Genomic DNA, 18,274 nt, shown 5'->3' on the forward strand with positions numbered 1-18,274 from the left:
GTGGGCGGCACGAGCGAAAGAAACAGGCCATCGATTTTGTCGGGCGCCTTGGCATGACGCCGCGTTCCGGTCGGATCGGCGCTTTTTTACAGAAACCCGATGAAAAAAGCGGCCGACGCCCCATTGCGGCGGCGGGCGCGACGATGCCGACCGCGACCGCCCAGGCCACCACCCGCGCGGGCGCAAGGCCTAGCCATCCGGTGCCACGAATACGATGTGGAGCCGCGGCCGGGTACGCTGTTTGCTGACGCATTCACGCTCGCCCGGCGCGCTCGACGGTATGCCGGATGGCCGAAAGGCGGCATCCCCCCCGCACGACGGGAGCCGGCGCGATGCAAGGACGCAATGAGGACTCTGACCCGCGAGCTGTTCCGGCAGGGTGCATGGGTCGTACTGGCCGTCGGGCTGGCGTCCGCGCTGCAGGCGTGGGCGATTCAGGCTGTCGGCCAGCACGCGCCCTTTGCGCCGCTGCCTTTTTATGCCGGCGTGGCGGCGGCCGCATGGCTGACGTCGTTCGGCGGTGGCCTCGTCGCGACCGCCGCGAGCGCCGGCGTGATCGCCGCATGGTGGTGGCGTGACGCGCCGCTGGCGGCGCTGCTGACGCAAGCCGGCGCGTTCGTCGCGATCGGTTTCGTCGAATGCGTGCTGGTGGCCGCCGTGAAGCCGCTGCTCGCGAACGATCGTCCGCATGGGACCGGCGACCACGACGGCGATCCGTATCCGCCGCATCGCGAGCCGTCGTCCGTCGCACGCGTGTCCGACGACGAACTGCTGCGCCACGTGGTCGATGCGTCGCCCGATGCGATCGTCGGGACCGACGCCGAGCGCCGGATCACCAGCTGGAATCCGGCCGCGGCCAGTATCTTCGGCGTCGATCCGGCGCAGGCGAGCGGACGCGACATCGTCACGATGATCGCGCCGCGCTGGTTGCGCCGGCATGCGGTGCCCGCGTCGTTCGCGAACCTGTGCGCGCCGGTCGGACCGCTCGACGTACTGTGCGTGCGCCGCGACGGCGGCCGTTTCCGCGCGACCTTCGCCGCGTCGCCGATCGTCGACGCGCAAGGTCACTGCGCGGGCCTGTCGCTGACGCTGCGCGAAGCGGGCCAACGCCGCCGCAACGAACGCCATTACCTTCGCTCGCTGCGCGGCGCGCGCGACGCACGCGTGCAGGCCGACGCGTCGAACCGGCTGAAGGACGAACTGCTGGCGACGGTGTCGCACGAACTACGTACGCCGCTGAACGTGATCTACGGCTGGGTCGAGGTGCTGCGCAACGCCGACGGGCAGGGTTTCACGCAGCAGGCGGTCGATGCGATCGATCGCAGCGCGCGGTCGCTGTCGCACATGGTCGCCGACCTGCTCGACGCGTCGTCCCTCGCGACCGGCCGGCTGCGCCTCGAACGCGTGCCGGTCGATGTCGTGCGGATCGTGCGCGACGCCGCGCGTGAATTCGACGCGACGGCCGAGGCGAACGGGCTCGTGCTGTCGACCGAATACGCGATGCCGGCCTGCGTGATTCCGGCGGACGGCGAACGCCTGCGCCAGGTCCTGTCGAACCTGCTGTCGAACGCGATCAAGTTCACGCCGCCGGGCGGACGCGTCAACGTGTCGCTGACGCGCGCCGGCGAGCGCGTGCGGCTGTCGGTCTCCGACACCGGGCAAGGCATCGCGCCGGAATACCTGCCGCACCTGTTCGAGACATTCAGCCGGCCGCAAGGCGCGTTCACGTCGCCGAAGCGCGGCCTGGGGCTCGGTCTGTCGATCGTGCGCAACATCGCGCAGCTGCACGGCGGCGAAGTCGTCGCGACGAGCGCGGGCGTCGGACGCGGCATGACCGTCGCGGTGACGCTGCCGGCCGGCTGGGACGCCGACGATCCGGTGGAGCGGCCGCCGCGCGCGAAGGGCAGGTCCGATACGGTCGCGCTCGACGGCCAGCGCGTGCTGGTGGTCGACGACGATCCGACGTCGCGGACGAGCCTCGCGGTGGCGCTCGAAACGATGGGCGCGCAGGTATCGACCGCGCGATCGGGGCACGATGCGCTCGACGCGCTCGAGCGGCAGCAGCACCCGAGCGTCGTGCTGTCGGATCTCGCGATGCCGGATGGCGATGGTTACTGGCTGCTGGACCGGATCCGGCGCCTGCCGGACGGCGGTGGGCATCTGCCGGTCGTCGCGGTGACCGCGCACGCCGGCAAGGCCGACCGGCGTCGCGTGATGGCCGCCGGATTCGATGCGTATCTGTGCAAGCCGGTCGACATGCCGACGCTCGCGAGCGTGATCGTCGACGTCGTACCGGACGACAGGCGCGACGCGGGCGGCGGGAAGCCGCGCGAGCGGTAGCGGCGCACACGGACCGCGCAGACACTCTGGTTGCCTGGCCGCCGACCGTATACGAAAAAGGAGGCACGATGGACGCAACGGACAACACGCGGCGCGACGGCGCGGGTAGCAAGCCGGCACGCACCCGACGCAGGACGCCGGTCGTGCCGATCGCGAGCATACTGATGCTGTCGTGTGCATGGATCGCGACGCCCGGCGACGCATCGGCCGACGACGGCACCCGTGCCAAGTTGGCGAGCCAGGCGTCTGCCGTCGGGGGCCAGATCCGGGATGCGACGCTCGCGTCCCGCGTCCGGGCCGCGCTCGTCGCCGAACGCGGCCTGGCCTCCGGCGACATCGACGTGCAGGTTCGCGACCGCGTGGTCGAACTCACGGGCAACGTACCCGACGAGCGGCAACGCGCGACCGCGATCCGCGTCGCGCACGACGTGAGCGGCGTGAGCGGCGTGCGCGACAAGCTGCAGATTCGCCGGAAGTAACGTGATGCGCGGGCCAGCGCCGGGCCGATCGGGCGTCGCGCGCCCGCGGCCCTGCGCGTCACCGGGCAGGAGGTCGACATGGACACCATCATCGCGGGCCGTTTCTCGCGGCTCGAGCAGGCGGAGCGCTGCGCGGAGCAATTGCGCGGCCACGCCATCCACCGGGACGACGTGAAGGTCTTCTTTCTCAATCCGCCCGGGCAGCACGCGCTGTTCTGGCTCGGCGGCGACGTCTATGCGGACTCCGCCGCGCGACCGGGCGGCCTCGGCGCGCTCGAAGGCGTGGCGGTCGGCGCGGTCGTCGGGCTCGCCGGGGCCGCACTGCTGTATCTGGGCGGCCTTCATTCGCCGCTCGCGTGGATTGGCGTGCCGCTCGTGGGCGGCTATGTCGGTGCGTTGTGCGGCGCGCTGGGCCGGATGCGCGGCGATGCGCCGGAGGGGCATGGCGCGTTGAAGCAATGCGAAAACGGCGTCGTGCTGGCCGCGCATGTGACGCGGCGCACGATCGCGTTCGCGGAGCGGACGATGCTCGCCGCCGGCGCGCTGTCGGTGGAGCGCACCGAGGGCGCATGGCACAACGGCGCGTGGACCGATTTCTTCACGTCGGACCATCGTCCCGCGTGACGGCAAGCGGCGCGGCCGGCCCCGCTCCGTCGTCCCACCCGGAGGCCCGGATGACAAAAAACCGGATCATGCAACGCACGCGTCGGCCGCTGGCCAGCGGGCTGACTGCCATCGCCGGCGTCCTGGCGTGCGCGTCTTCGCACGCGCAGACGCCGGCCTCGTCCGCGCAGGTCGCCCCGGGCGTCATCCTCCCCGGCCCGACCGCCGACGAGCCCGGCATGACGCAGCGGCCGACCGGCATCGACGCCGAGTTCGTCGACAAGGCCGGCATGATCGGCAAGGTGGAACGGCAAGCCGGCCAACTGGCGCTCGACCGCTCGTCGAACGCCGACGTGAAGGCCTTCGCGCGCCGGATGGTCGACGATCACGCGCGTATCACGGACGAATTGCGGCACATCGGCGCGCAAAAGGGCGTGCCCGTCCAGACACGAATGCTCGTGGACCCGGCGGTGACGGCATTGCGGGCGAAGGACGGGCGCGCCTTCGATACGGCGTACGTGGCGCTGGCCGGACCACGCGCGCACGAAGCGGCGATCCGGCTTTACGAAACCGAGGCGAAAGAAGGCCGCGACCCGCAGCTTCGCGCGTTCGCGGCCCGCACGCTGCCGATGCTGAACGCGCATCTGGGCGCCGCGCGGCAACTCGCGAAGGCGGTGGCAGCCGCGCAGTGACCCGCTGTCGGGCGGGCAGTTCGGACAGGCTTCTTCAGTGCTGCCGCGTACCGTCTTCGGGGCCGCCCGGCGACGCCTCGTACGGCGGCGAATCGAGCGCCGTTTCGCCTTCCTCGATCAGCCAGTACGGCGAACGGCCGTAATACGCATGCAGCGCTTCGGCCCACTCGGGGTCGGCCATCGTCGGCCAGCGGCTCTTGTCGAAGCCGGGCGCCTCGCGCACACGTGCGGTGCCGACGGGCAGCACGAAGCATTCGCGTTCGGCATCGAGGACGAGCGCGTTCCACGGCACCGCGAGCAGCTTGTCGCCGATCCCGAGCAAGCCGCCGGACGACACGACCGCATACGCGATCCGCCCGGCGCGCACGTCGAGCATGATGTGGGTGACCTTGCCGATGTCGTCGCCGTCCATCGTCAGCACGCGATCGCTTTCGAGCGTGCGGGCGGCCATGACGTCGGGTCCCGGCCCGCCGGCGGCCGTGCGCGGCTTCGCGCCGACGATGCGCGCGGCGTCGCGCGACGGTTTGTCCGTTGTCATCGAAAACCTCCTGGTCGAAGCGGCAACCCGGCCCGCGCGCAAATTCGTTGCGCGGATAATGCGCCGGGGCAGCAGGCCGCGGGATGATGGGCACGCCGACCGGTCAGCGACGGCGCGGCAACGAGACGTCCTCGAGCGTATTGGCGAGCTCGTCGCGCGCCGGGCCGCCCGCGCGCGTCGCGATGTCGCCGAGCGACACCATGCCGACGAGCTTCAGGCTGCGGTCCAGCACCGGCAGGCGGTGCAGCTGCACGTCGGCCATGCGCTGCTGAACGTCGCCGACGCCGTCGTCCTCGACACACCATTGCACGGGCCTGGATGCGACCGCCTGCACCGGCGTATCGGGCGAATGGCCGTGCGCCAGCGCCCGCACCGCGAGGTCGCGATCGGTCACGATCGCGACGAGCTCGGCGCCGTCGCAAACGGGCAGCACGCCGATATCGAAGCGCTGCATCAATTCGGCCGCATGGCGAATCGTGTCGGTCGGCGCGACGCACACTACGTCGCGCGACATGATCTCGTTGACGCGATACATGAACGCCTCCTGGGTGATCGGGACGATTCGGGAGCACCGCGCGTGCCACGCATACGGCGCGCACGCCGGGGCCAAGACCTGTTCACGCCCGCACCCGACCTGCACCGAGGTGCCGGGCGCGGAGAAATTTGCCAGCGCCCTTGTACATCTTCCACGGCGGCAGCCGGGGGCTGTCGGCGGGCCGTCAGTGGCCGATGCCCGTCATCGTGACGATCGCCAGCACCACGGCGCTTTCGATCGCGGCCAGCGCCGCGACGCCGGCCGCCCCACTGATTTCGTGCCATCTGCGTTCAAGGACTTTCATCGAATCGCTCCTGATTGGGCCGACGCGGGTGCGCTGCCACGCAACGCGCGCCGGGTGCCGCCGTCAGCCGTGATCGCGGGGCGGGGAAGGGACGTGCGGCGCGCGACGTTCGTGCTCGCCGGACGGCTTGGTGGGGTCGATACGCGTCGCACCGCCGACGGCGGGCGGATCGCTGGCCGGAAACGTCTCCTCGAGCCCTTCGTCGATGCGCTCCTCCGTCTTGTCTTCAGACGGCGGACGCGACGGGGCGAGCCGGAGCAGTCCGGCGGCCGGTGACACGGCGTCGCGGCGGCCGGTGGCGTGTACGGTCATGGTCGAACCTCCTTGTGGATGAGAACGCGCAAGCGCCGTACCCGTGGCAGCCGCGGCACGGCGCTTGCAAGCCGGCGGTAACCGGCCGGGCACGCGTCCGGGATGAACGAGAGGGCATCGTGATGAATGCAGCCAGGAAAAGGATACGTTACGACGCGAACGTATGCGGCGGCGATTTCGGCCATGTGCGCGAGCGTTTCGATACGTGGAAGCGCGAATCGCGGCTCTATCGACCGGAGCGGCGCATGTTCGACGGCAAGGACGAGGTACGCGAACTGAACGACACCGTCTACGACGGCCCGGAACGCGCGCAGCAGGCGCTCGTCGCGCAATGCGAACCGTCGGATCCGTTCGCGCTCGCCGTGCAACTGGCCGCCGAGGGGCGCACGATGTGGCTCGTCATGGCGGCGTACGACGAGTAAGCCGAGCGACCCAGGGTCACGGCGCCGGAGCAGGCACGGCGCTTGCGGGGGCTCGCCTTGCCATCGAAAGGCGCGCGCCGTCGCGCAGGAGTGACATGAACACGCCATCCATGCTGCACCGCCCCGAACCGACGACACCCGACGTCGATCCGGATCCGCCGCCGCCCGGGCACGACGACCCGGTCGATCCGCCCGTGCCCGACGGGCTGCCGCAGGGCGACCCGCCGTCGAATCCGCCGCCGATGCGGATGCCGGGCGGGAGCCGTGCACGGCGACCGGCCACGCGAACATTGAAAAGGAGGACCGTCATGGACATTCACGTGCAATCGCCAGACAAGCGCGCGATCGCTCAGGTACTGGGCCGCTATTTCGAATCGCGTTCGCTCCGCTATCAGATCGAGGAATTGCCGGGCGGCGTGCTGCAGATCGGCTTTCGCGCGAGTGGCCGTCCGGTCGCCGTCACCGTTTCGTTCGACGATGCCGCCTACGACACCTACACGCACTGGGACGCGAGCCAGAAGCAGCTCGCGCTCGGCCGGCTCGCCGACGGCTTCTCGCGGATGATGTCGACCCGCAGTCCGGCCGCGCTCGCCGGCGACTATCACGTCGAGCGTTTCTGATTCCGCAATCATTCGCCGGCTCGTGCCGGCTTCCGGCAAAGTGCCCGCATACAGCGGGCGCTTTGCGTCCGCGCGCGCGTCGCGTAGGATGTCCGTTAATTCAGCGCATGCTACGTTCGCGCCGCAGGCTGCCTGCCGTTGCAGCCGATGAAGCGCGACGCGCTTTCCTTCAGGTTCGTTTCGTGCAACCGACGGAGACCGCCTTGACCACTGTTGCTCGCCTGTTGCTGTCCCCCGGCGTACGCCGGTTCGTATCCGGCCTGTCGGCACTCGCGGCGCTCGCCGCCGGCGCCCGTGACGCGTCGGCCCAGACGCCTTCGCCGCTCGGCGAATGGCAATACACGGCGGGCGTACCGCTCCAGAAACTCTTCGATCCGAACATTCCCACGTGGCAGGTGAGCGTCGGCGCCGCGATGACGCTGCAGCCACGCTACGCGGGCTCCGACCGCTATCGCGTGATGGGCGGCCCGAACTTCGACATCCGCTATCGCGACCTGTTCTTCCTGTCGACGGGCGAGGGCCTCGGCGCGAACGTGCTGCGCGGGCCGAACTGGCGCGTGAGCTTGTCGGTCGGCTATGACCTCGGGCGCCGGTCGGCCGACGATCTCGGTCATCTGAACGGTCTCGACAACATCAACGCCGCGCCCGTGATGAAGCTCGCGGCCGACTACGTGGTCTCGAAGGATTTCCCGCTCGTGCTGCGCGCGGACGTCCGGCGCAGCATCGGCGGGTCGAACGGCTGGACCGGCGATTTCTCCGCGTACATGCCGATGCCCGGCAGCAACGAGCACTTCTTCTGGTTCGCCGGGCCGACCGTGACGTTCGCCGACTCCCGCTACATGAACAGCTGGTTCGGCGTGAACCCGGGCGCGGCCGCGCGCTCGGGGCTACCGGCCTATTCGTCGGGGGCCGGGATCAAGTCGGCCGGCGTGGGCATGACGATGGTGTGGTTCGTGAACAAGCACTGGTTCGTCACGGTGGACGGCGCGCTCGAGCAGCTCGTCGGCCGCGCGGCGCGCAGCCCGATCACGCAGCAGTCGACCAACGGCGTGTTCGACATGTCGGTGAATTACCAGTTCTGACCGGGGCCGGGCAGTGGAAGGGCGACGCCGCGTGCGGCATTGCCCGTCATATTTGATATGATTGCGACCTGTACAAACGTACAGTTATCGATCCCCGTGACGCCTGCCTCGCCGACGCCTCCGGCGTTTTACTACCTGACCAATTTCGAACGTGCGCTGGCCTGGCTCGGCGAGCGTTACGACGACCTGTTCGACGCGCACGAGCACGCGTTCGTCCGGCAGTTCGCGACGCTGCCGCAGGCGTCGCGCGCGCTACTGGTACGGATGCTGATGCGCAACGGGTCCGATTTCCGCGCGAGCAAGCTCGTGTACGACGAGATCGGCTGCACGCTCGACGCCGTCGCGCCGCTCGTCGCGCTCGGCTGGGTCGATCCCGCGCCGGCGCTCACGCTCGACGAGTTGTTCGCGCTGTCCACCAAGGCCGATCTGCTGCGCATCTTTCCGGCGCTCGCCGCGCATGCGGGCGAGCGCAAGGCCGACTGGCTCGACCGGCTGCGGCCCGCGCACGACGTCGCGCAACCGCTCGACGCGTGGTGCGCGCAGCCCGATGATCGGGTGTTGCGCGTGACGGTCGGCGCGCTGTGCGACCGGCTGCGGCTGATGTTCTTCGGCAATCTGCATCAGGACTGGAGCGAATTCGTGCTCGCCGATCTCGGCGTGTTCCAGTACGAAAGCGTGCCGATCGCGCCGTCGTCGCGCGCGTTCCAGCAGCGCGGCGACGTCGACGCGTATCTCGCGCTGCAGATGTGCCGCGACGCACTCGATGCATGGCCCGACGATCTGCCGTTCGACGACCTGATTCGCGCGCTGGATGCGGTGGACTGCGCGCAACCGTGGCTCGCGACGCGCCGCGCGAAGCTGCTGTTCGCGCTCGGCCAGGCGTGCGAACGCCGCGCCGACTGGTGTGCCGCACTCGACGCGTACGCGCGCAGCGCATGGCCCGGCAGCCGCCACCGGCGCATCCGCGTGCTCGAACGCTGCGGGCGCGACGACGACGCGCTCGCGCTGGCGCTCGACGCCCGCGGCGGCTTCGAAAGCGACGAGGAGCGTCAGCGCGTCGAACGCATGCTGCCGCGCCTGCAGCGCCGCGCCGGCCAGCGCGTCGAGCGCGCGGCCGCTGCCGCGAACGTGCCGCGCGAGACGCTCGTGCTCGCGCGTCCCGACGCGTCCGTCAGCGTCGAATTCGCGGTGCGCGACCATCTCGCTCAGCCGGCTGCGCCGGTCCACTACGTCGAAAACACGCTGATCAATTCGCTGTTCGGGCTGCTGTGCTGGGAACCCGTATTCGCGGCCGTGCCCGGCGCATTCTTTCACCCGTTCCAGCGCGGCCCGGCCGACCTGCACGCACCCGATTTCGCCATGCGGCGCGCGGCGGCCTTCGACGCCTGCTTCGCGCAGCTCGATTCGGGCGCGTACCGCGACACGATCCGCCGGCATTTCGCGACGAAGGCCGGGCTGCAGTCGCCGTTCGTGTTCTGGGGCGTGCTGACCGACGCGCTGCTCGACGAAGCGCTCGCCTGCCTGCCGCCCGAGCACCTGCGGCTGTGGTTCACGCGCCTGCTCGCGGATATCCGCAGCAACCGGTCCGGCTTGCCGGATCTCGTCCGCTTCTGGCCCGACGAGCGCCGCTACGAGCTGATCGAGGTGAAGGGCCCTGGCGACCGGCTGCAGGACAACCAGACGCGCTGGCTCGCCTACTGCCTCGCCCACCGGATGCCCGTGCGCGTCGTCGACGTCGAGTGGGCCGGCGACGGCGTCGCGCATGCCGAGGCGGCGGGGTTGTCCGCATGAGCTACGTCGTCGCGGTACGGGCGATGTGCGAGTTCACCGCGCGGCGCGGCGATCTCGACCTGCGCTTCACGCCCGCGCCGACCGCGCTCGAAGGCATCGCCGGCCACGGCGCGGTCACGTCGAAGCGCGGCGCGCGCTACGAAACCGAGATCGCGCTGACGGGCACGTGGGGCACGCTTACCGTGCGCGGCCGCGCCGACGGCTACGATCCCGTGGCGAACCGGCTCGAGGAAATCAAGACCTATCGCGGCAGCCTCGACGCGATGCCGGCCAACCATCGCACGCTGCACTGGGCGCAGGCGAAGGTCTATGCGCACCTGATGTGCGACGCGCGCGACCTCAAGGAAATCGACGTCGCGCTCGTGTATTTCGACATCGTGTCCGAGCGCGAGACGGTGCTGACGGAAACGCTGGATGCCGCCACGCTCGCGACGTTCTTTGCCGAGCAGTGCGCGTGCTTCGTCGGCTGGGCCGAACGCGAGACGGCCCATCGCGCCGCGCGCGATGCGGCGCTGCGCGCGCTCGCGTTCCCGCACGGGCAGTTCCGCAGCGGCCAGCGCGAGCTGGCGGTGGCCGTCTATCGCGCGGCGCGCGACGAACACTGCCTGATGGCGCAGGCGCCGACCGGCATCGGCAAGACGCTGGGCACCGTGTTCCCGCTGCTGAAGGCATGCGGCGAGGGCGAGCTCGACCATGTATTCTTCCTGACCGCGAAAACCCCCGGCCGCGCGCTCGCGCTCGAAGCGGCGGCGACGCTCGGCGCCGGCACGCCCGCGCTGCCGCTGCGCGTGCTGGAACTCGTCGCGCGCGACAAGGCGTGCGAACATCCGGACCTCGCGTGCCACGGCGAATCGTGCCCGCTCGCGAAAGGCTTCTACGACCGGCTGCCGGCCGCGCGCGATGCGGCGATCGAGGCCGGGCTGCTCGATCGCGATACCGTGCGCGCCGCCGCGCTCGCGCACGACGTCTGTCCGTACTATCTGGCGCAGGAGCTCGCGCGCTGGTCGGACATGGCGATCGGCGACTACAACTACTATTACGACGGCAGCGCGATGCTGCATACGCTCGCGCAGCAGAACCAGTGGCGCGTCGGCGTGCTCGTCGACGAAGCGCACAACCTGCTCGACCGCGCCCGCAAGATGTACAGCGCGTCGCTCGACCCGTTCGCGTTCGCGGCCGCGCGCGAAGCCGCGCCGGCGGCGTTGCGCAAGGCATTCGATCGGCTCGGCCGCGCGTGGGGCACGCTCAATCGCGCGCAGGCCGAGCGCTATGCGGCTTATCCGGAGGTGCCCAGCCCGATCGTGTCGGCCGTGCAAAACCTCGTCGCGGCGATCGGCGAGCACCTGACCGACGCGCCGCGCGCGAACGGCGACGCGCTGCTGCGTTTCCATTTCGAGGCGATCCAGTTCGGCGTGCTGGCCGAAGCATTCGACAGCGCGTCGATCTTCGACGCGACGCTGCATGGCGAACCGATGCCGCGGCAGCCCGCACTCGACGGCGTCGCGACGGCTGGCCGCCGGCGCCGCGTCCAGTCGACGCTGTGCGTGCGCAACGTGATCCCGGCCGGTTTCCTCGCGCCGCGCTACGAAGCCGCGCGCGCGACCGTGCTGTTCTCGGGCACGCTCAGCCCGTTCCATTTCTATCGCGATACGCTGGGGCTGCCCGGCGATACGGGCTGGCTCGACGTCGACGGGCCGTTCCGCGCCGAGCAACTGACGGTGCGCGTCGCGAGCCACGTGTCGACGCGCTGGCGCGACCGCGACCGCTCGCTCGAGCCGATCGCCGACCTGATCGCCGCGCAATACGCTGCGCGACCCGGCAACTATCTCGGCTTCCTGAGCAGCTTCGACTACCTCGGGCGCGTGGTCGCGCTGATGCAGACGCGCCATCCGGACGTCCCCGTGTGGGCTCAGGCGCCCGGCATGGCCGAAAGCGAGCGCGACGCGTTTCTCGCGCGCTTCGACGCGGGCGGACGCGGCGTCGGCTTCGCGGTGCTGGGCGGGGCGTTCTCGGAAGGCGTCGACCTGGTCGGCGAGCGGCTGATCGGCGCGTTCATCGCGACGCTCGGGCTGCCGCAGGTCAACGACATCAACGAGCAGATGCGGCGCGCGATGGACGCGCGCTTCGGCAACGGTTACGACTACATGTACCTGTATCCGGGGCTGCAGAAGGTCGTGCAGGCGGCCGGGCGCGTGATCCGCACCGAGCACGACGAAGGCGTCGTGCATCTGATCGACGACCGTTACCGACGGCGCGAAGTGCGCAGCCTGCTGCCGCGGTGGTGGCGGATCGGGTGACGGCGGCGGCGCCGGCCGCTACAACACGTTGAGCATCGCGAGCGCGGCTTCCTGCAGATGCGGCAGCACGCGCCGCACGGCCGCATCGGTCGTCTCCGCGCCGATCGGCATGTTCGTGCTCAGCGCGGCGACGACTTCGCCGTGACGATTCTTCAGCGGCACCGCGATTCCGCGTACGCCGACCTGCAGTTGCTGCTCGATCGCCGCGTAGCCGGCGTCGCGCGCGCGGTCGACCTGTTCGAGCAGCCGGGCCTTGTTGGTGATCGTGTGCGGCGTGAACGGCGGCAGCTCGGTCTCGTCGAGCCACGCGCGCACGGCTTCGCGATCGGGATGATGGGCGAGCAGCACGACCCCGGGCGACGTCAGCGGCGCCGGCACGCGCGCGCCAAGCACGAAGCCCGTCGTCATCACGCGCGACACGCCGTTGCGGGCGATGAACACGAGCTCCCAGCCGTCGAGCACGCTGACGTACGCCGATTCGTTCAGCGACGCGCTCAGTTGCTGCAGATAAGGCTGGACCGTACGCGGCAGCCGCGCCGAATCGAAGTACGACCAGCCGACCCGCAGCACCCGCGGCGTGAGGCCGTACAGCTTGCCGTCGGTGTACACGTAGCCGAGCGACTCGAGCGTCAGCAGGTAGCGCCGCGCGGCCGTGCGCGTGAGGCCGGTGCGTGCGGCGGCCTGCGTGGGCGTCATGCGCGCGTGCTGGCTGTCGAATGCCTCCAGGATCATCAGGCCTTTTTCGAGGCCGGCAATCCAGTCGCGTCGGTCGAGTTCCGGCTTTTTCGTCATCACGGGTGGGCGGTGGCGCGCGGTATTCGCGCAGGAGTGGGCGATTATCGCGCGGGTTGAGGAGTAGCGGGAGATCGGCCGATCCGCCATCCTTGCGCGTGGTATTGGGGGGCAGATATAGAGTCGGCGGCATCCATTCAAGGAGGTCGTATGCGGGTTGTGAAGTGGGGGAATGATCTGGCCGTGCGCCTTCGGGCCGATCTGGTCGGCGAACTGGGGCTGCGTGAAGGCGACGAAGTCGAGATCGTCGTTCACCGTGCCAGCGCTTTGGTCGCGAGCCCCTACGTGAGCCTCGAAGCGCTTCTGCTGCCGTTGAGGCGTTCAGAGGCACGCTGCCGGGCGATTTCAGGTTCAGGCGGAACGACGCAAACGAGTCGGATTGAGTCGACTCATTCGAGCGCCGGAACGCACGTGCGGCGCAGCCCAGCTTACTTGTGTTCGTGGCAGAGCGCAGCAATGCGCCATCTCGCGTCGATCACGCACCACTGCTCGACGAAATCGAAGCGGGAATCGATTGCCTGGCTTATCCATACCGACCCGATGCCCGTTATCGTCGCCCATTGCCCGCGCGTGACGATCTGCATGGTTTCGTCCCGATACTCGATACCCGATCTATCCACCGCGCGCTCAGCCGCGACGACGCGCATTCGCGCAAGAAATTGCGCCTTCGTGCGAATGTGAGCTTCGTGCCGGACAACGAAGTGCGGGCTGGCGATGAAATCGAGTTGTTCGACGTCGGCGTGACGATACGCATCGATCCAGACGTCGCGCATCTGCGCCAGGGTGGCTCGGGGTTCCATAGGCTGTCCATTTTCCTGATGGCGCGCAGATGCGCGGTTTTTGGCGGTATCCGCCGGGTCGGGAAGGCAGTCTGTGGCCGGGCTCACATTTCGGCAATTGGACGGGTCCGAATCTCGTTTTCCGCGAGCGAGAAAAAGCCGGCGGGGCGCATGAGTAAACGTCCCGATGACGCGTCGTCGGGCCGGCGCCGACCGCGGGAAGAGGCGTGAAGCAACACGCAGTGTGCGGACGCGGACAGATGGCGGCCGGTGGCAGAACGCTACGCGGCCGCGCATGGAAGCGACCGATACGGCATGAAAAGCGAACGAACCGGATGCGACGCGACCATTACGCGCGCCGCATCCGTCATGACCTTATTCGCTGCTCGTCCACTCGACGTTCGCGCCGACCGAACGCAGGTTCTCGACGAAATGCGGATGCGCGCGGCGAATCGGCAACGCGTTCATGATTTCCGAACGGCCTTCGATGCTCGCGGCCACCATCAGCAGCGCGATCGCGACGCGAATGATGTACGGGCTCTCGACGCGCGCCGGCGTCAGTTGCAGTCCGCCGAACGTGATCAGCCGGTGCGGATCGGACAACAGCACGTGCGCGCCGAACTTCGACAGTTCGCCGGACCAGCCGAGCGCGCCGTCGTAGACCTTGTTCCAGAACATCGCACTGCCTTCCGCGCGCACGCCGAGCGCGATGAAGATCGGCAGCAGGTCGACCGGCAGGTACGGCCACGGCGCAGCCTCGACCTTGGTCAGGATGTTCTGCGTGAACGGCCGGCGCACGCGCAGCGGGCCGTCGCGTTCCGCGCGCGACCAGCCGTCGCGGTGCGTGACGGTGACGCCGAACTTCGCGAACGTGCGGTCGATCAGCGGGAAATGCTCGGGCGACGAGTTGCGCACCGTGATGTCGCCGCCGGTGATCGCGCCGAGCGCGAGGAACGTCGCGATTTCATGGAAATCCTCGGCGAAGCGGAACTCGCCGCCGCCGAGCTTGCCGCCGCCCGTCACGCAAAGCCGCGACGTGCCGATGCCCTCGATCGCGACGCCGATCATCGCGAGGAACTGGCAGAACTCCTGCACGTGCGGCTCGGATGCCGCGTTCATCAGCGTCGACGTGCCGTTCGCGGCCGTCGCGCACAGCGCGAAGTTCTCGGTCGTCGTTACCGACGCGTAGTCGAGCCAGTGATCGTTGGCCGTCAGCGGGCCGTCGGTACGGACGATCAGTGAATCAGGCGTGCGTTCGATGTGCGCGCCGAAACGTTCGAACACTTCGACGTGCGGATCGATCTCGCGCACGCCGAGCGTGCAGCCTTTCACGTCGTTCTCGAGGCGCGCGACGCCGAAGCGCGCGAGCAGCGGCGGAATCAGCATGATCGACGAACGCATCGCCTCGGGCAGCCGATGAACGGCCGGATCGAACTTCGTGTTTCGATGGTGAAGCTCGAGCAGACCCGTCGTGAAATCGACCGACACGTCGCTGCCGAGCGTGCGGAAGATATCGAGAATCTTGCGCACGTCGGTGATGTCCGGCACGCCGACGAGGCGCAGCGGCTGATCGGTCAACAGGGTGGCGCACAGAATCGGCAGGACGGCGTTCTTGTTCGCGGACGGCTTGATGTCCCCGCGCAGCGGAGTGCCGCCGTGGACGATGAGATTCGACATGATATGGGGGCGTATCGGTGACTGACGTAGGCCCATATGATGCCATTGGTCGGCACGCGGCGTGGAATGTTCGGAGGGGAAAAAGGGGAATCGGAGCGCGTAACTGACAGTGTTTGACGTCGCGTCCGCGATGTAGCTGGCCGAATACCGGCCGGCATGGCGCAATGGCCGATCGCGTGGCCGCCCGCGTATCGGGCCCGCCACGCGCTCGTTGCGTCATTGCGCCGCCCGCATCCGCGCGGCGACCACCAGCGAGATCAGGCAGCCGACCGCCAGATAGCCGGCGACGAGATGCCATGAACCGCCGGCCACGCTGACGAGCCCGACCGCGATGAACGGCGTGAAACCGCCACCGACGACGCTCGCGAACTGGTAGCCGACGCCCGCGCCGCTGTAGCGGTATTCGGCGCCGAACAGCTCGGTGAACAGCGGCTGCTGGACGCTCACGACCATGTCGTGCGCGGCGTTCGCCAGCAGGATCGAGAAGATCACGATCCACGCGATCGAGCGCGACTCCAGCGCGACGAAGAACGGCACCGCGGACGCGAGGCCGATCAGCGCGCCGATCAGATAAATGCGGCGCAGGCCGTAGCGGTCGGCCAGCCACGCGAAGCAGGGGATCGTCACGCAGCTCACCGCGCCGACCAGCAGGCCAATGTTCAGGAACAGGTCGCGCGACATGCCGAGGTTCGTCGTCGAATAGCTGAGCGCGAACGCGGTGACGATGTACATCGTGAACAGTTCGGCGAGCCGCAGCGCGACGATCAGCAGGAACGCCTTCGGGTGGCGCGTCAGCGCTTCCAGCACCGGCAGGCGCAGCTTGCGGTTGCCGTGCTCGACCTTCTCGACGAACTCCTGCGATTCGTCCATGTTCTTGCGCACCCAGAGCCCGATCAGCACCAGCACGATGCTGAACACGAACGGCAGGCGCCAGCCCCACGACTTGAACGCGGCCTCGCCGAGCGTATGGCTCAGGATCGAGACGATGCCGGTGGCCAGCACGAGCCCGACGCCGTAGCCGACCTGCACGCCGCTGCTGTAAAACGCCTTCTTCTGCTTCGGCGCGCTCTCGACGGCCATCAGCGCCGCGCCGCCCCATTCGCCGCCGACCGCGAAACCCTGGATCGCGCGCATCAGCACCAGCAGCACGGGCGCCCACCAGCCGATCGTCGAAAACGTCGGCAGCAGGCCGATCGCGACCGTCGACAGCCCCATCAGCATCACGGTCAGCACGAGCATCCGCTTGCGGCCGAGCCGGTCGCCGTAGTGGCCGAACACGATGCCGCCGAGCGGCCGGAACAGAAAGCCGACGCCGAAGGTGGCGAACGCCGCGAGCGTGCCCATCGTCGGGCTGACCTTCGGGAAAAACTCGGAATTGAATACCAGCGCGGCGACGATCCCGTACAGCAGGAAGTCGTACCAGTCGACAACGGCGCCGACGAAGCTGCCGATCGCGGCCTTGCGGGCCTGGCTGCGCGCACGGGCGCCGGCGGCGGCGTCGAGGGTGTCGAAGGTGGGGGTCATGGCGATGTCTCCTGGCACGGCGCATCGTGGAATCGTGGCGGCGCCGCGTCCGATGCTGCATTGAAGTCGATGGGTGAACGGAGAATAGGGCTCGCGCCGCACGGCGGCAATTGGCCAATCGGACAATGTGCGCGATGATCGTTCAATTCCGTGCGATTATCGAACGATTTTCGGGTTTGCACTAGGCGGCACACCGATATCCCGTTCGGCCGGGGTGTGCCGCCGTGAACGATCTGGTTAAAATCTGCAGCATCGACAACTCGCCCGTCCGGGGCGGAAGCGGGGCCGCTACATCGGCCGCGCATGCCGCACGCGACAGGCACCATTCCCCCATCGACCGCATGCCCCCGGAGACTGGAATGCCCGGCAATTCCCACCCCTTGTCCAGCGATACGCCGCCCGTCGCCGATCCGGCCGACAATCCGCTCGGGATGGCCGGCCTCGAATTCGTCGAATTCGCGGCGCCCGTGCCGGACGCGCTTGCGCGGCGCTTCGAGCAGCTCGGGTTCAAGGCGATCGCGCGGCACGTCAGCAAGAACGTCACGCTGTACCGGCAGGGGCAGATGCATTTCCTGATCAACGCCGAGCCCGATTCGTTCGCCGCGCGCTATGCGGAGGAATACGGGATGGGCGTCTGCGCGATCGGATTGCGCGTGGCGAACGCCCGGCGCGCGTTCGAGCGGGCGATCCAGCTCGGTGCCTGGGCGTTCGAGGGCGAGAAGGTCGGCGTCGGCGAACTGAAGATTCCGGCGATCCAGGGCATCGGCGATTCGCACCTGTATTTCGTCGACCGCTGGCGCGGGCGGGACGGCCAGCGCGGCGGCGTCGGCGACATCTCGATCTTCGACATCGATTTCCGGCCGATCGACATCGCGACCGCGCATACCGATCTCGATTGCGCGGGCGTCGGCCTGCAGCAGGTCGACCATTTCACGCAAACCGTCGGCGCGGGCCGCATGCAGGAGTGGCTGGATTTCTACCATGACCTGCTGCATTTCCGCGAGATCCACCAGATCGACGCGCACTGGCATGTGTCGGAGGAATCGCGCGTGATGGTGTCGCCGTGCGGCGCGGTACGGATTCCGGTGTACGAGGAAGGTACGCGGCGCACCGAGCTGATGCATGCATACCTGCCCGACCATCCGGGCGAGGGCGTGCAGCACGTCGCGCTGGCCACCGACGACATCCTGGCGTGCGTCGATGCGCTGCGTGCGAACGGTGTCGAGTTCATCGAACCGCCCGCACGCTATTACGACGACGTCGATGCGCGGCTGCCCGCGCATGGCGTCGATCTCGATGCGCTGCGCCGCCGCGCGGTGCTGCTCGACGGCGAAATCGGCAGCGACGGCGTGCCGAAGCTGTTCTTCCAGACCTTCGTCAAACGCCGCCCCGGCGAGATCTTCTTCGAGATCGTGCAGCGCAAGGGGCACCACGGGTTCGGCGAGGGCAATCTCGCGGCACTCGCCCGCGCGCGCGACGCCGGCTGA

The 18,274-nt window shown here is 69.0% G+C and carries 17 protein-coding genes and 1 pseudogene; 11 read left to right on the plus strand and 7 right to left on the minus strand.

Annotation, left to right across the window (positions count from 1 at the left end):
- Nucleotides 1–345: 345 nt before the first annotated feature.
- The 4 genes from CFB49_RS22430 to CFB49_RS22445 all read left to right on the plus strand — a co-directional run bounded on the left by CFB49_RS22430 (nt 346) and on the right by CFB49_RS22445 (nt 4,114).
- Nucleotides 346–2,340 carry a hybrid sensor histidine kinase/response regulator gene (locus tag CFB49_RS22430; protein ID WP_089436468.1) on the plus strand — a complete coding sequence of 665 codons (1,995 nt, stop codon included), beginning with the start codon at nt 346–348 and terminating at the stop codon, nt 2,338–2,340.
- A 68-nt stretch (nt 2,341–2,408) separates the two neighbouring features.
- A complete protein-coding gene (locus tag CFB49_RS22435) occupies nt 2,409–2,819 on the plus strand; it encodes a BON domain-containing protein (RefSeq protein WP_089492344.1) in 411 nt (136 codons plus the stop codon).
- Nucleotides 2,820–2,897: 78 nt separating this feature from the next.
- Nucleotides 2,898–3,443 (plus strand): hypothetical protein, encoded by a 546-nt coding sequence (locus CFB49_RS22440; protein WP_069616556.1) that lies wholly within the window; start codon nt 2,898–2,900, stop codon nt 3,441–3,443.
- 50 nt (nt 3,444–3,493) lie between these two features.
- Complete coding sequence (locus tag CFB49_RS22445) at nt 3,494–4,114, plus strand: DUF4142 domain-containing protein (protein WP_089436469.1); 621 nt, start codon at nt 3,494–3,496, stop codon at nt 4,112–4,114.
- A 34-nt stretch (nt 4,115–4,148) separates the two neighbouring features.
- On the opposite strand, the gene CFB49_RS22450 is transcribed toward CFB49_RS22445, so the two are convergent.
- The 3 genes from CFB49_RS22450 to CFB49_RS22460 form a co-directional block, all read right to left on the minus strand.
- Nucleotides 4,149–4,652: a PRC-barrel domain-containing protein gene (locus CFB49_RS22450; RefSeq protein WP_089492345.1), complete on the minus strand. Its 504-nt coding sequence runs from the start codon at nt 4,650–4,652 to the stop codon at nt 4,149–4,151.
- A gap of 103 nt (nt 4,653–4,755) precedes the next feature.
- The gene (locus tag CFB49_RS22455) at nt 4,756–5,187 is read right to left on the minus strand and encodes a CBS domain-containing protein (protein WP_069616559.1); all 432 of its coding nucleotides are present in this window, start codon (nt 5,185–5,187) and stop codon (nt 4,756–4,758) included.
- A gap of 367 nt (nt 5,188–5,554) precedes the next feature.
- On the minus strand, nt 5,555–5,803 hold the full coding sequence (locus CFB49_RS22460; RefSeq protein ID WP_089436470.1) for a hypothetical protein: 249 nt from the start codon (nt 5,801–5,803) through the stop codon (nt 5,555–5,557).
- Between the two features lie 122 nt (nt 5,804–5,925).
- Between CFB49_RS22460 and CFB49_RS22465 the strand changes: the two genes are divergently transcribed.
- The 5 genes from CFB49_RS22465 (at nt 5,926) to CFB49_RS22485 (ending at nt 12,015) form a co-directional block, all read left to right on the plus strand.
- A complete protein-coding gene (locus tag CFB49_RS22465; protein WP_069616561.1) occupies nt 5,926–6,225 on the plus strand; it encodes a hypothetical protein in 300 nt (99 codons plus the stop codon).
- 308 nt (nt 6,226–6,533) lie between these two features.
- Complete coding sequence (locus tag CFB49_RS22470) at nt 6,534–6,845, plus strand: hypothetical protein (protein WP_089492824.1); 312 nt, start codon at nt 6,534–6,536, stop codon at nt 6,843–6,845.
- Nucleotides 6,846–7,048: 203 nt separating this feature from the next.
- Complete coding sequence (locus CFB49_RS22475) at nt 7,049–7,927, plus strand: MipA/OmpV family protein (RefSeq protein WP_069616562.1); 879 nt, start codon at nt 7,049–7,051, stop codon at nt 7,925–7,927.
- Nucleotides 7,928–8,023: 96 nt separating this feature from the next.
- Complete coding sequence (locus CFB49_RS22480; RefSeq protein ID WP_089492346.1) at nt 8,024–9,718, plus strand: VRR-NUC domain-containing protein; 1,695 nt, start codon at nt 8,024–8,026, stop codon at nt 9,716–9,718.
- Nucleotides 9,715–12,015 carry an ATP-dependent DNA helicase gene (locus tag CFB49_RS22485; RefSeq protein WP_089492347.1) on the plus strand — a complete coding sequence of 767 codons (2,301 nt, stop codon included), beginning with the start codon at nt 9,715–9,717 and terminating at the stop codon, nt 12,013–12,015. The genes CFB49_RS22480 and CFB49_RS22485 overlap by 4 nt, the downstream gene beginning before the upstream one ends.
- A gap of 18 nt (nt 12,016–12,033) precedes the next feature.
- Here CFB49_RS22485 and CFB49_RS22490 read toward each other — a convergent pair whose 3' ends face one another.
- Nucleotides 12,034–12,807 (minus strand): IclR family transcriptional regulator domain-containing protein, encoded by a 774-nt coding sequence (locus CFB49_RS22490; RefSeq protein WP_089436474.1) that lies wholly within the window; start codon nt 12,805–12,807, stop codon nt 12,034–12,036.
- 150 nt (nt 12,808–12,957) lie between these two features.
- Here CFB49_RS22490 and CFB49_RS37155 point away from each other — a divergent pair.
- Nucleotides 12,958–13,032 (plus strand): annotated as a pseudogene (locus tag CFB49_RS37155) (AbrB/MazE/SpoVT family DNA-binding domain-containing protein); the annotation flags it as partial.
- Nucleotides 13,033–13,235: 203 nt separating this feature from the next.
- Here CFB49_RS37155 and CFB49_RS22500 read toward each other — a convergent pair.
- From CFB49_RS22500 to shiA, 3 genes are all read right to left on the minus strand, one after another.
- The gene (locus CFB49_RS22500) at nt 13,236–13,607 is read right to left on the minus strand and encodes a DUF4440 domain-containing protein (protein ID WP_069616566.1); all 372 of its coding nucleotides are present in this window, start codon (nt 13,605–13,607) and stop codon (nt 13,236–13,238) included.
- A 354-nt stretch (nt 13,608–13,961) separates the two neighbouring features.
- Nucleotides 13,962–15,263 carry a UDP-N-acetylglucosamine 1-carboxyvinyltransferase gene (locus CFB49_RS22505; RefSeq protein ID WP_012340028.1) on the minus strand — a complete coding sequence of 434 codons (1,302 nt, stop codon included), beginning with the start codon at nt 15,261–15,263 and terminating at the stop codon, nt 13,962–13,964.
- A 216-nt stretch (nt 15,264–15,479) separates the two neighbouring features.
- Complete coding sequence (shiA, locus tag CFB49_RS22510) at nt 15,480–16,787, minus strand: shikimate transporter (protein WP_089492348.1); 1,308 nt, start codon at nt 16,785–16,787, stop codon at nt 15,480–15,482.
- A gap of 359 nt (nt 16,788–17,146) precedes the next feature.
- Between shiA and CFB49_RS22520 the strand changes: the two genes are divergently transcribed.
- On the plus strand, nt 17,147–18,274 hold the full coding sequence (locus CFB49_RS22520; protein ID WP_069616568.1) for a 4-hydroxyphenylpyruvate dioxygenase family protein: 1,128 nt from the start codon (nt 17,147–17,149) through the stop codon (nt 18,272–18,274).

It is taken from the genome of Burkholderia sp. AU17457 (assembly GCF_002223255.1).
Lineage (GTDB): Bacteria > Pseudomonadota > Gammaproteobacteria > Burkholderiales > Burkholderiaceae > Burkholderia > Burkholderia sola.

Bases quoted from the DNA above. Each gene is read 5' to 3' on its own strand.
- CFB49_RS22440 (WP_069616556.1), top strand. From the start codon at position 2,898: ATGGACACCATCATCGCGGGCCGTTTCTCGCGGCTCGAGCAGGCGGAG.
- CFB49_RS22505 (WP_012340028.1), bottom strand. From the start codon at position 15,263: ATGTCGAATCTCATCGTCCACGGCGGCACTCCGCTGCGCGGGGACATC.
- CFB49_RS22430 (WP_089436468.1), top strand. From the start codon at position 346: ATGAGGACTCTGACCCGCGAGCTGTTCCGGCAGGGTGCATGGGTCGTA.
- CFB49_RS22445 (WP_089436469.1), top strand. From the start codon at position 3,494: ATGACAAAAAACCGGATCATGCAACGCACGCGTCGGCCGCTGGCCAGC.
- CFB49_RS22485 (WP_089492347.1), top strand. From the start codon at position 9,715: ATGAGCTACGTCGTCGCGGTACGGGCGATGTGCGAGTTCACCGCGCGG.
- CFB49_RS22460 (WP_089436470.1), bottom strand. From the start codon at position 5,803: ATGACCGTACACGCCACCGGCCGCCGCGACGCCGTGTCACCGGCCGCC.
- CFB49_RS22435 (WP_089492344.1), top strand. From the start codon at position 2,409: ATGGACGCAACGGACAACACGCGGCGCGACGGCGCGGGTAGCAAGCCG.
- shiA (WP_089492348.1), bottom strand. From the start codon at position 16,787: ATGACCCCCACCTTCGACACCCTCGACGCCGCCGCCGGCGCCCGTGCG.
- CFB49_RS22450 (WP_089492345.1), bottom strand. From the start codon at position 4,652: ATGACAACGGACAAACCGTCGCGCGACGCCGCGCGCATCGTCGGCGCG.
- CFB49_RS22455 (WP_069616559.1), bottom strand. From the start codon at position 5,187: ATGTATCGCGTCAACGAGATCATGTCGCGCGACGTAGTGTGCGTCGCG.
- CFB49_RS22470 (WP_089492824.1), top strand. From the start codon at position 6,534: ATGGACATTCACGTGCAATCGCCAGACAAGCGCGCGATCGCTCAGGTA.
- CFB49_RS22520 (WP_069616568.1), top strand. From the start codon at position 17,147: ATGCCCGGCAATTCCCACCCCTTGTCCAGCGATACGCCGCCCGTCGCC.
- CFB49_RS22465 (WP_069616561.1), top strand. From the start codon at position 5,926: ATGAATGCAGCCAGGAAAAGGATACGTTACGACGCGAACGTATGCGGC.
- CFB49_RS22500 (WP_069616566.1), bottom strand. From the start codon at position 13,607: ATGGAACCCCGAGCCACCCTGGCGCAGATGCGCGACGTCTGGATCGAT.
- CFB49_RS22490 (WP_089436474.1), bottom strand. From the start codon at position 12,807: ATGACGAAAAAGCCGGAACTCGACCGACGCGACTGGATTGCCGGCCTC.